14 protein-coding genes are annotated in these 13,674 nt (G+C 49.0%); 3 read left to right on the forward strand and 11 right to left on the reverse strand.

Going from position 1 to position 13,674, the window contains the following annotated elements; all coding sequences use genetic code 11:
- The first annotated feature begins 110 nt into the window (after window positions 1-110).
- Window positions 111-1,295, forward strand: a complete 1,185-nt coding sequence (locus KZ771_RS04085) for a YCF48-related protein (RefSeq protein ID WP_290571380.1) — start codon at window positions 111-113, stop codon at window positions 1,293-1,295.
- Between the two features lies 1 nt (window position 1,296).
- Window positions 1,297-3,627 (forward strand): MMPL family transporter, encoded by a 2,331-nt coding sequence (locus KZ771_RS04090; protein ID WP_290654438.1) that lies wholly within the window; start codon window positions 1,297-1,299, stop codon window positions 3,625-3,627.
- 58 nt (window positions 3,628-3,685) lie between these two features.
- Here KZ771_RS04090 and KZ771_RS04095 read toward each other — a convergent pair whose 3' ends face one another.
- Window positions 3,686-5,302, reverse strand: coding sequence for a GMC family oxidoreductase N-terminal domain-containing protein (locus tag KZ771_RS04095; RefSeq protein ID WP_290654439.1), 1,617 nt, complete (start codon window positions 5,300-5,302; stop codon window positions 3,686-3,688).
- A 43-nt stretch (window positions 5,303-5,345) separates the two neighbouring features.
- Window positions 5,346-6,809 carry an exodeoxyribonuclease I gene (sbcB, locus tag KZ771_RS04100; protein ID WP_290654440.1) on the reverse strand — a complete coding sequence of 488 codons (1,464 nt, stop codon included), beginning with the start codon at window positions 6,807-6,809 and terminating at the stop codon, window positions 5,346-5,348.
- A 138-nt stretch (window positions 6,810-6,947) separates the two neighbouring features.
- Here sbcB and KZ771_RS04105 point away from each other — a divergent pair, with 138 nt between their 5' ends.
- A complete protein-coding gene (locus KZ771_RS04105; RefSeq protein WP_290654441.1) occupies window positions 6,948-8,162 on the forward strand; it encodes a site-specific integrase in 1,215 nt (404 codons plus the stop codon).
- Between the two features lie 202 nt (window positions 8,163-8,364).
- On the opposite strand, the gene ssb is transcribed toward KZ771_RS04105, so the two are convergent.
- The 9 genes from ssb to KZ771_RS04150 are packed head-to-tail and all read right to left on the reverse strand — an operon-like array spanning window position 8,365 to window position 13,633.
- Entirely contained in the window at window positions 8,365-8,892 is a 528-nt protein-coding gene (gene ssb, locus KZ771_RS04110; protein WP_290654442.1) for a single-stranded DNA-binding protein, read from the reverse strand.
- Window positions 8,892-9,095 (reverse strand): DUF2116 family Zn-ribbon domain-containing protein, encoded by a 204-nt coding sequence (locus tag KZ771_RS04115; protein WP_290654443.1) that lies wholly within the window; start codon window positions 9,093-9,095, stop codon window positions 8,892-8,894. The genes ssb and KZ771_RS04115 overlap by 1 nt, the downstream gene beginning before the upstream one ends.
- Entirely contained in the window at window positions 9,088-9,381 is a 294-nt protein-coding gene (locus tag KZ771_RS04120; RefSeq protein WP_290654444.1) for a PapB/FocB family fimbrial expression transcriptional regulator, read from the reverse strand. Before KZ771_RS04120 ends, KZ771_RS04115 begins: the two co-directional genes overlap by 8 nt.
- Entirely contained in the window at window positions 9,378-10,175 is a 798-nt protein-coding gene (locus tag KZ771_RS04125) for an HNH endonuclease signature motif containing protein (RefSeq protein ID WP_290654445.1), read from the reverse strand. Before KZ771_RS04125 ends, KZ771_RS04120 begins: the two co-directional genes overlap by 4 nt.
- The gene (locus KZ771_RS04130) at window positions 10,168-10,404 is read right to left on the reverse strand and encodes a hypothetical protein (RefSeq protein ID WP_290654446.1); all 237 of its coding nucleotides are present in this window, start codon (window positions 10,402-10,404) and stop codon (window positions 10,168-10,170) included. The genes KZ771_RS04125 and KZ771_RS04130 overlap by 8 nt, the downstream gene beginning before the upstream one ends.
- Complete coding sequence (locus KZ771_RS04135) at window positions 10,401-10,721, reverse strand: hypothetical protein (protein ID WP_290654447.1); 321 nt, start codon at window positions 10,719-10,721, stop codon at window positions 10,401-10,403. The genes KZ771_RS04130 and KZ771_RS04135 overlap by 4 nt, the downstream gene beginning before the upstream one ends.
- Before the next feature lie 10 nt (window positions 10,722-10,731).
- Window positions 10,732-12,438 (reverse strand): YqaJ viral recombinase family protein, encoded by a 1,707-nt coding sequence (locus KZ771_RS04140; protein WP_290654448.1) that lies wholly within the window; start codon window positions 12,436-12,438, stop codon window positions 10,732-10,734.
- Between the two features lie 2 nt (window positions 12,439-12,440).
- A complete protein-coding gene (locus tag KZ771_RS04145) occupies window positions 12,441-13,343 on the reverse strand; it encodes a RecT family recombinase (protein WP_290654449.1) in 903 nt (300 codons plus the stop codon).
- Window positions 13,340-13,633 carry a hypothetical protein gene (locus KZ771_RS04150; protein ID WP_290654450.1) on the reverse strand — a complete coding sequence of 98 codons (294 nt, stop codon included), beginning with the start codon at window positions 13,631-13,633 and terminating at the stop codon, window positions 13,340-13,342. Before KZ771_RS04150 ends, KZ771_RS04145 begins: the two co-directional genes overlap by 4 nt.
- Window positions 13,634-13,674: the final 41 nt, after the last annotated feature.

The raw sequence follows: 13,674 nt of genomic DNA on the forward strand, positions 1-13,674 counted from the left end.
CCTGTCAGGCAATAGTTTAATTAAAAAAAGCAGGAAAATGGACAAAAAAGGTTTTCAAATATTCTTAACCTTATACAATCCTATGACATTTTAGGTAAGCAGGAGGTTCCATGCGTTTGTCCCCAACCCATGTCGGGTTGTTGCTTGCAGGTACGCTAAGCATGAATGCAATCGCACAGGAAGGCAGTACGGACTCTGGGTCTGCCGCCGAGTATGAAGTGATTGAAGCACCGGCACTAACATCAAATAAAATTAAAGAATCGATTTTAATCGAAGTTGCGCGCGCAGGCGAACGTTTGGTCGCTGTAGGCGCACATGGCAACATTATCGTATCTGACTCACAAGATATTAACACATGGCAACAGGCGTCTGTTCCGACCAGTGTATTGTTAACCAGCGTCGACTTTAGTGATGCGCAACACGGTTGGGCAACGGGTCACCATGGTGTCATTATTAAATCGACTGACGGCGGCGACAGCTGGCAACGTGTGCTGGATGGTTTCAAATTATTGGAACTTGAAGCGAGTTTTTATCAGCGGCAAATTACCGAACTCGAAGCGGCAATCGAGCAAGCTGATGATGCTGACGTTGGCGATTTAGAGTGGGATCTCGATACCGCTAAGTTTCAATTAGAAAACGTGCAACAGGCGCAGCAGGAAAGTGGCCCCAGCAAACCCTTTTTGGATATCGTTGCGTTGAGCAATGACATTGCGATTGCGATTGGCGCTTATGGCACCTTGGTCAAAACCACGGACGGTGGCGCTAACTGGGACTTGTTGAACGATAAGTTGGATAACCCCAATGGCTTTCATTTAAACGCGATCAGCCAGAACGGCGATCATCTTTTTATCGCGGGTGAAGCCGGCACTGCCTATAGTAGCCGGGATCGCGGTGAGACCTGGCAGGCAGTTCCTCCTCCGTACCCGGGATCATTCTTTGGCGCGCACTTTGATAACCAGGGTCGTTTATGGACCTATGGGTTGCGCGGCAATATTTTTTACAGTGATGATTTAGGCGCGTCCTATATTAAAGTCGAAAGTGCAGCCAATGCCAACTTATCTGCGGGTTTAACTGATGGTAATGGTCATCAATGGCTAGTGGGTAATTCGGGTACGCTGGTACAAATCGATACCGAGCTTAGTGCAAAAGAGTATTCCCACCCCAGTAACGCCGTCATCACTGACATTATTCAGGTTGGCGATGAAAAAGTCTTAACCGGGCGTAGCGGGCTTTTATATTGGCCGGCACGCATCAGTAAAGAAGAGGCTGTGTTAACAGCTCAGGGAGCGCAGTAACGTGGATAAACAAGTTTTTGAAAAAAAGCCCTCGCTGCTGGAAAACTTACTTTTTAATTTTCGTTGGGTGTGGTTGGTAATCTTTGCGCTATTAACAGCATTCTTAGGTTACAACGCAGCGCAAGTGCGTCCTGATGCGTCTTTTACTAAAATGATCCCGACGCAGCATCCGTTTATTCAAAACTATTTTGAATACCAACGTGATTTATCCAGCCTGGGTAATGTCGTACGCATCGCGGTGGAAAATACCGAGGGCGATATTTTTGATGCTGACTTTCAGGAAACTGTAAAAAATATCACCGACGAGGTGTTTTTTATCCCGGGTGTGAACCGCTCAGGGTTGCGCAGTTTGTGGACGCCAAATGTCCGCTGGATGGAAGTCACCGAAGAAGGTTTTGTTGGTGGCCCGGTTATTCCGGATGGCTATGATGGCTCGGAGCAATCGGTTGAGCAATTGCGCGAGAACGTGTTGCGCTCGGGCGAAGTCGGCAACCTAGTCGCCAATAACTTTGAATCGACTATCATTTACGTGCCGCTTGATGAGGTTAATCCTGACACCGGCGAAAAGCTTGATTACGCCGATTTCTCGCAAAAGCTCGAGGAGTTGGTTCGTGATAAGTACCAATCCGATTCAGTTAAACTGCATATTACCGGGTTTGCTAAGTTGATCGGCGATCTTATCGAGGGCGCCTATCAGGTCGGCTTATTCTTCTTGTTGGCTATCGCCATTACGCTGGTGATGTTGTACATCTACAGTCGTTGTTGGCGCAGCACCTTCGCGGTGCTGGCATGTTCGATTATCGCCGTGGTGTGGCAGCTTGGCATCATTGATTTAATTGGCAGTGGCATTAATCCGTATTCGATGCTGGTGCCGTTTTTGGTGTTTGCCATTGGCGTATCTCATGGTGTGCAGATTATCAATGCCATTGGCTATAACCGGACCCACGGTTACGACAAAATGCAGTCGTCGCGGTTGGCTTTCCGTGGCCTTTATATTGCAGGCCTAACCGCACTGGTATCTGATGCTATTGGTTTTACCACGCTGATGGTTATCGATATCGAAGTCATCAAAGAGTTAGCCATTGCAGCGAGTATTGGCGTGGCCGTGGTGGTATTAACGAATCTCGGGTTATTGCCGATTTTGATGTCGTTTTTTGGTATCTCTAAAAACGGTGTCGACTATCAACAAAAAGCGCAACAGCAAAAGCATCCGATCGTGCACTTTTTCGAACAGTTTGCTAAGCCCAAGTGGGCTTACAGTGCATTGGTCGTTGCGCTTGCTATGCTGAGCTGGGGTTTGTACCAAGGCCAGCAATTACAAATCGGCGACCTTGATAAAGGGGCTCCGGAATTGCGTCCTGATAGTCGCTACAATCAGGATAATGCCTTTATTGTTGATAACTACAGCTCCAGCACGGATATTTTTGTGGTGATGGCAGCAACCGAGCCACAGCAATGTATTGCCTATCAAAACTTGGAGTTGATGGAACGCTTTAGCTGGCATATGGAAAACACCGCCGGTGTGCAGGACGTTAAGTCGATAGTTTATGTGTCGAAAATGGGCATGTTTGCGATTAACGAAGGTAACTTGAAATGGTCCAGTTTAAATCGTAACCAGTTTGTTACTAACGCTTCGTTAAGTCGAATTCCTGACGGACTCATTAATAATGACTGTTCTATGGCGCCAATCATCATCTACCTGGATGATCACAAGGCCGAGACACTGAAAAACGTCGTCGCTTCGGTGGAGGAGTTTAACGGCCAGTATCAGCAAGAAGGTTTGGATCTGTTGATGGCGGCCGGTAACTCCGGTATCGAAGCGGCAACCAACTCGGTAATCGAAGGCGCGCAAACCAAAATGCTACTGTGGGTTTATGGCGTCGTTATAGCGCTGTGCCTGATCACCTTCCGCAGCTTGCGCACAGTCGCCTGTATCGTGTTACCGTTGATGTTAACGACTATCATGAGTCAGGGTCTGATGGCGGTACTGGGTATTGGCATCAAGGTGGCAACCTTACCGGTTATCGCACTCGGTGTTGGTATCGGTGTTGATTACGGGATTTATATCTACAGTAAAGTGAAAGAAGGCTTGGAGCAGGGTATGGATCTGCAACAGACCTATCACTATGCATTAGAAAATACCGGCAAAGCGGTCGCGTTTACCGGCCTGACATTGGCCATTGGTGTGGCAACCTGGATCTTCTCACCAATTAAGTTCCAGGCGGACATGGGCATATTGCTCACCTTCATGTTCTTGTGGAATATGTTGGGTGCATTAATCCTTATTCCATCATTGGCTAGACTATTACGTGTAGGCAACAAAGCTAAGTAGGTCGCGTCCTGACGCGACTCTTTGTGACTTGCTTTTGTCGCGCCCAAGGCGCGACCTACTAGGCGTCGGCTTTAATCAGGTCGGCGCCTTTTTCTGCAATAGCAATAGTCGGTGCATTGGTATTGCCGCTAATCACTGTTGGCATAATTGACGCATCAACCACCCTTAACTTCTTAACGCCTCGCACTTTTAGTTGTGGATCAACAACGGATTGCTCATCAGCACCCATCCGGCAGGTACTGGTAGGGTGGTAAATTAATCCACATTGATGACGAATTTGTGCCAGTAGTTCATTGTCATCATCCACGGGGCGGGGGAACAATACCCCACCATTGTGCGCTGCCAGGCCAGGTTGCTCGATAATAGCCAGTGCTTTGCGGATACCATTGATGAGGTCGGTTTGGTCTGCTTTATCAGTTAAAAAGCCATAGTTAATCAGTGGTGCTTTTAGTGGGTTATCGGGATTTAATGTCACCTCACCGCGTGAGCGTGGCCGTAACAAGCAGGCATGACAGGTAAAGCCGTGTTTAAGCGTAGGCCACCAATCATAGCCACTGTTGTTAAACATGACTGGTAACAAATGCAATTGAATATCCGGCTCGCTAACCGCATCAGAAGAGCGAATAAAGGCACCAACTTCTGCCAGTGAACGCGCCAACTGACCGTCTTTTTTAAGCAAATACCTAAGAAATGCCGGTGCCATTTTCAACAGCCCAAAAGGCGTTAACGTCATGCCGTCGCGGCGGGCGTTTTTAACGTGAATAGAGATATCAACGTGTTCCTGCAGGTTTTTACCAACCTCAGGGCTGTCAACCATCACTTCGATATTATGCGGCGCCAGTTCGGTGGCAGGGCCTATGCCGGAGCGCAATAATAGTTGTGGAGAGTTAAACGCACCGGATGCAAGAATGACCTCTTTACTGGCGCTGGCTACATAGCGATGGCCGGCACGTCGATAACAAACACCATTGGCAGTGTGGTCTGAGAACAATACACGCTCGGTAAGACATTCGTTTAAAATAACCAAGTTGCGCCGGTCTTTAATGGGCTTTAAGTAAGCATCGTATGCGCCACAGCGTTTACCGTTAGCGATGGTAAATTGGTAGGCACCGTAACCCTCCAGTTGCTCGCCGTTAAAGTCCGGGTTAAACGGTAGTCCGTAATCCGCGCAGGCGGCTAAAAATCGTCTCGATACCTTGTACCATGGGGGGACGTCAGAAACCTTAAGTGGCCCGGAATCATTGTGATAGGCGTCTGAGCCACGCTGATTGCCCTCCGCTTTTTTAAAGTAGGGCAGTAAATCCTTGTAGGACCAACCATCACATCCGTTAGCAGCCCAACCATCGTAGTCAGATGCTAGTCCGCGGGTATAGATCATGGCATTAATACCGCTACTGCCACCGAGCATTTTGCCGCGCGGGGTGTATAAACCCTGACTATTACGCAATGCCGGCGTGGGTTGACTGCGATATAGCCAGTTAAATTTACGCGAATGCATAAAGCGCGCAAACCCTGACGGCATAGACGAGAAGAAGCCTCCTGAACCCGGACCTGCCTCTAATAATAAAACTCGATGTTTGCCGTTTTCGGAAAGACGATTAGCCAGCACACAGCCGGCGGAGCCAGCGCCAACGATAATATAATCGTAGTGGTGCTGGCGATAATGGGTGGTCATAGTTGTTATGTTGTTTTTTTAACCATAACAATTTTGTATCACATCACAGCGAGGCCGCATAGTCATAAAGCGACTTTAACAAGCGCAAATTGTGGGTGTTTTCGTTTTGCTGACCGGCCAGCTCCTCTAAGCGCTGCATAAAGGCCTCGGCAGATAAAAAGCCATCCGGTGGCGCTAGCATACGTTGTTGGCAAAACTGACGCCAGCGCTCAAGTTCTTTGTCGGTTAAGGTCGCTGGAAAATTGCGGGCGCGATAGCGGAATAACAATTCCGGCAAACGCTTGTCGGCGGTATTTAACTGCAACCCTGCTAATTGATGTGGATTGGCCTCGCGGATCATGGCCATGTTATTGCGATCCTGATCACTAAAGAATCCCTGGTAGATCTGCAGGTCAACATCGTCTTTAGTTGCAAACTCCCGTTCCTGCTCGTAAACGGTGGTGAGTTTATCCCGCACCCTAGCTGCTTGGTTTAGCCATTGTACACGTTGATTAACTTGCTCGACGTCTAGCTGGGCAGCATCGGCAGCTTCCGCAGAAATAGTATTGATGGGGGCGAGAAACGGGCAGCGGCTTAAGTTGATTAACTGCAGCCCTAACTGTGGCAGGCCTTTAGCCGCTAACTCATGTTTACTGGTGTAGGTATACTCAATAATTTGTTCGACCGTTAACTCGTTAAGCACGCTGGGGTCACAGCGTAAATCCCAAACAATGACCGCGTTATTCTGCCGCGGATGAAAAGCAATGGGTAACACGGCACTTAAATAGCGGTTATCACTTCCATAAAAGCCACTAACGTGGGCCAGAGGCTGCGGTTGCTGCCAATTAAATAAATCCAGCAATGCCGCTTTGCGACGGATTTTATAGGCCCACTGCCACAATTTAGGTTGTTTTTCACGAATCAGTTGAGCCAGTCCAATCGTTGCATAAACATCGGACATTGCATCGTGCGCCTGGCCATGATCAATATTGTTGGCCTTTGATAAATGCTCAAGCCGCAAACTTACGCGTCCCTCAGCGTTGTCGGGCCAGGTGATGCCGTCAGGACGCAGTGCGTAACAAGCGCGGGTTACGTCGATTAAATCCCAGCGTGAATTATTGTTTTGCCAGGCATAGGCATAAGGGTCATAAAAGTTGCGGTAAAACAGCGTGCGGGTGACTTCATCGTCAAAACGAACATTGTTATACCCGATCACCGTTGTATTAGGTTGCGAAAATTGTTCATGAATGGCGCGACTAAAGTCTGCTTCGTTAACACCTTGATTTAGGGCCAGTTGCGGCGTTATACCAGTAACTAAAACCGCTTCCGGGTTGGGCAAAAAATCCGGCGTTGGCTGAGCATACAGTTTAAGTGCGCGGCCAACGGGTTTTAACTCCGCATCGGTGCGGATACCGGCAAACTGCGCCGGGCGATCCACATGCGGATTAGCCCCCCAGGTCTCGTAGTCATGGAAGTAAAAGGTAGGCTGATTCTCGTTGTGGCCTTTATTGTCTGAATATGGCTGCATGTCTTATACCGCGCGGCTTTTGCTGTGTTTATCTGTGTCGCTAGTTGTTTCTGTTTATCTGGTGTTTTCTTTGTAAGTAAAGTTCTATATGCTACTAGCGTGCTATAAATTGATGCCTGCGTGCTATTTTGGATATTTATGCTTACAGACAGACAACTCAAGAGCTGGACCAAGACGCCTCCGGACAAAACTCAAGAAATCTCAATTGGTAATCGCCTTTATGCCAGGGTAACGGATAAAGGCACAATTTCGTTTCAGTTTCGCTATCGTATCGGTGGTCGCAATACGCGCATTACGCTTGGCTCATATCCGTTGCTGACGCTTAAATCAGCTCGAGATGAGGCTACACGATTGTCCGTGGTGCTGCAAGAAGGAGGCGATCCCAAAGTCGCCGCACGTTCCCGCTATTCAGGCGGCGAATGGACACTTGATAAGTGCTTAGACGAGTGGCTAAACAAACATGTAGCACGGCAATTGAAAGATAGCACAGCAGTCAATTACAAGAGCATCGTAGATAAACACTTGAAAGGGCGCTACTCAATCGCTGTTGAGCGCATCCGGATGGATGAGTGGCTAACGCTGTTTGACGGAATAGCAGAGAACACATCGCCTTATAATGCCGGCGTCGTCCTTAAGGTTACCAAGCGGGCACTCGGCTGGTGTATGCGTCGGGAGTTAATCAACCCGCCATCCGTGATGAACCTCGAGGTGAGCACAATTGGGACCAGCAAAAGCCAACGTGACAGAGTACTGGAATTACATGAGGTCGGCTTAATCTGGATGGCCATTGAGAACACCAAGCTATCATTGGCCGTTCGCAACTGTATTAAACTCATCATGCTTACCGGCGCTAGGAACTCCGAAGCCAGAGAAGCTAAGTGGAAAGAGTTCGACTTTGATAATCGTATTTGGACCGTATCCAAGGAGCGCAGCAAAACAGGTGTGGCTATTCGCCGACCGTTGACTGATGACATGCTTCAGCTAGTGAACACGATGAAGTCCGCGCCCAGTCCTAATTATGTGTTTGGCTCAATGGACAACGACTTTAAAAAGCCGATCACAACGCACGCAATTCAGCGAGCCGTCAGACGTTTGCGAGCAAAACTGAATATGGAAGAGTGGCGTGTTCACGACTTTCGCAGAACACTCGCTACACGGTTATCAGAGCAGGGTGTACAGCCGCATGTGGTTGAAAAAATGTTGGGACACAGTCTGGGCGGCGTATTAGCCATATACAACCGCCATGACTGGATAAATGAGCAGAGAGAAGCCTATGACGCGTGGTATCAGCTAGTCATCCAGGCCGCCGAGGCAGCGGCCAGAAGAATTACTGAAGACCAGCAAACTTCCTGACATCCTTAGCAGGATACAGAAACTTGCTCCCGGTTCCTGGAATAGGCTTCGGAAACTGCTCATGCTTTTGTGTTACACGGCAAAAGGTACTGCGTGAAATACGGAGCAGGTCGCATATTTCCTTAACGGTCATTACCTCAATGTGTCGATTGTCTTGTACTGTCTGCTGCATCATAGTTACCTCATTCAAAAAACGTGTTCGTTAAAACGGAATATCATCGTCAAAGTCTTGTGCTGCTGACGCAGGACCCTTCCAGTTTTTTCCTTGAGAGCCGGTGCCTGGCATTGTTGTGCCGAGACCACTCTGCTGTGGTTGCGGCTGTGGCGTAGCGCTTTGATTAGGACGCTGTTCCCAGTTTGTTCCCGGTCTGTTCCCACTTTGCTCTGTGCCACGGCTATCAAGCATTTGCAGCTCATTTACCACAATCTCAGTGGTGTAACGGTCCTGGCCATCCTGACCCTGCCATTTGCGCGTTTGTAAGCGGCCTTCAACATAAACTTTTGAACCCTTTTTAAGGTACTCACCCGCAATTTCTGCCAGACGGCGGTAAGCCACACAGCGGTGCCATTCGGTTTGCTCTCGCGGCTCGCCGGTTTGCTTATCTTTCCAGCTTTCACTGGTCGCAATAGACAGGTTGGCAATGGCCGTACTGTTCTGTGTGTAGCGAACCTCAGGGTCAGAGCCGAGGTTGCCGACTAAAATTACTTTATTAACGCCTCTGCTAGCCATTATGCGACACCTCGCTTATTTAGCTTTTCCCAATCACTGGCGCAATCCTTGTCGCACCAGCGGCGTTTGTTGTTGAGTGGCTCGCCACAATTCAAACAATGTCCGGAGGCTTCTGGCCAGTCACGGCTAGACCGTGCATCTGCAACTGCGAGCTCTGACAGGTACTGAGCCGTGTCGTTTGCGTTATCTACTAAATCACTCATGATTCACCAATGTGTTGTTATGTTTGTTATCGCTTAACTGATTCGGTTTGCGAAGGTCGATTTCTTTAATGCGCTCTACTGCAGCAGCGACTGAGTCGAGCTTCTTAAACGCCCGGTTAAAGTTCGACATTGAAATGCCGTTCATGATGGCGGCACTACTTTCGCTGGCACCGTTAACCAAGTGGTCGAATAGGGCGGCAACAACGTCCTCGCTATTGATGCGCGTTAGGCTCAGAAGCAATTCAAAACGTTCGTTGGACTGAGAGCCGGCGTAGAGGTATTTCATGACGCCTCCTTGCCATTAGTTGAGCCGCGGGCACTTATCGCTGAACGAAGCATTGCGACTCCCACCATGCTTTTTCTTACCTCTGGCTCTAACTTGCTCAGCGGGGTAACCCAACGGTTCAAAATAGCGTTAGCAGCTCTATCGATGAGTATCAGATTGTTCAGCTTGCAATTCGCCTTGTCTCCATCGATAAACCGAACAAATTTTCCGTTAGGAATAGGGTCGTTATGCTTTTCCCATACCAAACGGTGAACAAATTCCCACTGATTCGGCTCTGCCACCTTGCGTTTGCGATAGCCATAGCTATCAATAACCTCGGTACCAACTGGTTTGTGGTTGTCCGGAATATTGCCTTTTTGAAAGCGTGTTTCCGCACTACGACCACCAGCGGTCCATCCTTTTTTTTCCTTATTCCAAGACGTACTTCCTTTCTCAAAACGGCCTGTGCGGCCACTCTGAATGCCGTGATTATGAATAAACGCCCGCAACTGGTTCCACGTTTCGTTAGTGCCGAAGCGCTCGTTAAACGGCTGACACATTTGTTTTGGCGTCATCGTGCGATAAGCCGTTTTGATCCAATCAATTTGCTCAGCATTGTATTTAAGTTCACGCGTGTAAGAATCCTTATGCTCTACGCTTATTCCATAACGTGTAGCCACACACTTAACAGCGGCAGGAGTTAACTTTCTGCCAAAAACAAAATGAAACAGCCTGGCCACATCTGGTATCGACATTTCGCCACAGCACGAATCGATAAAATCGATATGATGGGGCTGGTATAAGAATCTACCCATCGTTCTTCACCTCCAACATCTCCGGTGACTTTTCGATAAGACCTTCGGCTCTCATACGTTCAGCTTTTAGGCAGACGTCCGCATTCTTAACGATAGTCATCGACACCTTTGCTACGGCATCAGCGCGTTTTAACTCCTGCGTTAATGCATCATCAGTGAGGCTCTCATCGCCTAGACGCTCGAGTTGCGCAAACAAGTGGTTATGCAAATCCATCATTTTGTTTTTCATAACGCAACTCGCGCAATTTTCATCATGCCTTCAAATTCATCCCACTTGGCGATGTCACCGTTCAGGTGCCAGCCGGCAACGCCGGTGGATTCATCAGCGAGCGCAACCAGGTCTTTACTAAGCAGGCGAAGTGATGCCTTTAGCTCATTGCACTTATGCTCAAGCGCATTAAACTCGACGCTATCGTTCTTGTCGTCACTGTCCGAGATGAAACGGATTGCTGCGCGTAATGTGCCAGCCTGTTCAGAGCCACCCATTTGCTCATAATGGCTGGCCATAAAATCCAGCCGCTGAATTACTTTCTCTTTTGCGGTCATAACAGTTACCTCACGCTACGTTGCGGGTGTTGGGCTTCTGCGCACGATAGGACGTTTGCAGGGCCTGATAATCCGCCTCGCTTAAGTAACCCCGGGCCTTGGCATTACTGACTTCTTTACCAACGGCTTCGAGGTCACGCTGATTGGTCGTGTCCGCAATCTTATCGATAAGGAAATTAGCCAGGTTTGAGACCTCGGCAGTGCTTTCCTGGTGCATCTTCATGCCAGCAATCCATAGCGTGGCTTTGCCCTGCGACACGTTAAATTGATACGCCACAGCCTGAATAATCTCGTTATCCGTTGGTGTGTAATCATCAGTAATCGGGTTGCTTGCTTTAGCTGGCACAGCTTCAGCTTCAACTAAATCATTCGCCTTTGGCGCTGGTTCGGGCGCTGGCTCAGGCTTATCCTCCGCCTGCTTCCGTTTCTGCTCGGCCAGCTCGTGCTCAGTCAGGCGCTGCTTAACGATAGCGGCAAAGCTGTCGTTTTCTTTTAGTGCCAGGTCTTTGATGTCCGGGAACAAGAATTTGAGGTCCTTATCGACTTCCTTAAGGAACGTCTGCCAGTTCATCATCACCTGAACATGCAAATCGTTAAGCTCGATTTTTACTTTCGCCAGGTGGTCATCAACGGCCCCTTGTAAGCTGTCGACTGTTTTCTTACCTTTCATCACCGATGCAAAATCAACGTCCGGCATTGGCACCTGAAAATCGCCCAGGTCTTCATTTAATCCATCAACGTGTTTCTGCAGTTTTTCCAGGGCTATCTTTTTGATGTCGCCGCGGATCTCGTCTTTGCGAGATTTAACCAATTTATCCAGTTGCAGACGCTTACCGCGCAACTGCTCTTTGAGCTCATCAATGGTATTAAACAGCTCATCAATGCTCTGCGTTTGTGCCAGCGCATGCTTCTTGGCGTTATCCAGCTCGCCCTCAGCCTTTTTGCAAAACTTAACCAGTTCTTCGGCATTGGCAAAGTCCTGGTCAGTCTGTAGGTCAGTGCTGATGCTTTTCACGAATGTCAGCGCAGTGTCTTTATAAGTGGCCAGGTTGCTGCTCTTAACTTCGCCATCAACGCTGATCATTAACGTTGGCAATTCACTTGGCTTTTCGGCAACCACTTCTTCTTTTGCTGGCGCCGGCTCAAACTCGGCTAAGTCTGCTTTGAACTGCTCCCAGCCTTTAATCAGTTTGTTGCGACGGCCGCGCACCGGGGTGTACCACATATACTCGAAGTTCTCTTTGGTACCATCCGATACCACAAAGATGACTTTCTCGGCTTCATCGGCCACCATCAGCTGGTGCTCTAACTGCCAGTAGTACTCAGCCGGCAACTTACCTTTGCGTACCGCTTCGGCGAGGGCCTCGTTCCACATCTTGTGCTCAAACAGAATGCCACCCATCATGGTCATGCCATCGAACGATGCCAGGTAAACACCGTCTTCGGTTTCGCCAGTCGTGGGGTAGAGCTCTTCGCCAATGATTTCTTCAACCAGTGGGCGAGCAGCCGCTTCCATTTCGTGACCTTTATCGAACAGGAATTTCTGAACGTACTCACTGACTTCTTTCTCGGTACCGAGTGACTTAGCTTTCAATAACTCGTTACGCGACATTTTCTTGGTTGCTGACATCATCGCTGGCGCTTCTGATGCCGTCATTCGGGTTGCTCGGGCCGCATGCCACTCGGGTGAACCCTGAACTAAATTTAAAATATTCATGATCACTCGTCTCCCTGTGCTGGTTGCTCATTATCGTCGGCAGGCTGACTCTCAACCGCTTTGATTTGTTCTTGTTGTTCATCGGTCAGGTCAGCTTTAGAGCTCACCATGTCGATGATTTGTTGGGCGGTGCGCTTGCCCGCTTCAATGGCTTTTTTCCACTGCGGGAAGTTCTTCTCAAAGTCATCATCGGGGTAAAGCTCACGCTCCGGACGACCGGTTGAGGCTTCTTCACGCGGATTGATTTCACGCTCTGTTGCTGGTTGCTCCTGCAATTCGTCGGAGCTGTAAACACCCAAGATGACGTCTGGCGCATAAAGTCGAGCCCAGCGCTTAACGGCAAGATATCCGAGTTGTTGTTTGGGGTCGGATGCCCAAAGGGTCGAGTTACGTACTTGAGCTTGGGACAACAGAAGCTCGAGCACTCGAGGCTCACTTTCACCTTTTAAAGTTGCCCATACGCGAACGCCAAGGCCTTTCTCATCGGCAGCGGTCCAATTGGGCGCCTGGTACTGATTGCCTTTTTGAGAAGTCTTAGTGACAAAGTTGCCAATGACACGAGTCCAATCACCAAACCACTCGTAATGAAATGAGTCTTTTACTTTGGTTGATGAGCAGACTACGGCGTTAACCAACTGCGCTTCATAGCCTAACGTCCCCTGAACAACGTGAGTCTTCTGTGCAACCGCAAAAGGGTTCATGCGCCATTGTGCGGCCTGCATAATGACTGCCATACAGTCAGCCGGGTTGCCTTGCAAATGCTGAGGTACGGTTGCGCGCCCGTTGGCCATCATGTCGGCAAGGTTGCTCATTTGTGCCATAGCCTGATAGTCCAGCACCATGTCAGTGGTATTGCGATGCTCAGCTGGCGCCTGATTCTGGAATTGTGCTAGTTGCTCGCTCATGCCGCACCTCCAACAGTAAATGCGGCAGTTGCCGGCATCAGTTGTTGCATGGTCCGGATAATTGAGGTCATGCGTGAAATGGCCAGTGGGTCGTCGAATTCGACATTGCGAACCAACAGCACGGCATCGTCTTCTTCAATCTTGATGCGGAATGCGTATTCGTCGATAAGGATTTGACCAGTAAACTGGCGGGTACGAAGCAGGGCAGCGTGATGGTTGCTGGCCTGTTCAATCAGGTCATTTAATGTACTCTGACGGACGTCAGGTAATTGTTGAGCAGTATTAGCCATGTTGCTATACTCCATTTGTTGTTGAGTCGGCGTTAGCCGAT

Source organism: Idiomarina sp. (genome assembly GCF_019431395.1).
Taxonomy (GTDB): domain Bacteria; phylum Pseudomonadota; class Gammaproteobacteria; order Enterobacterales; family Alteromonadaceae; genus Idiomarina.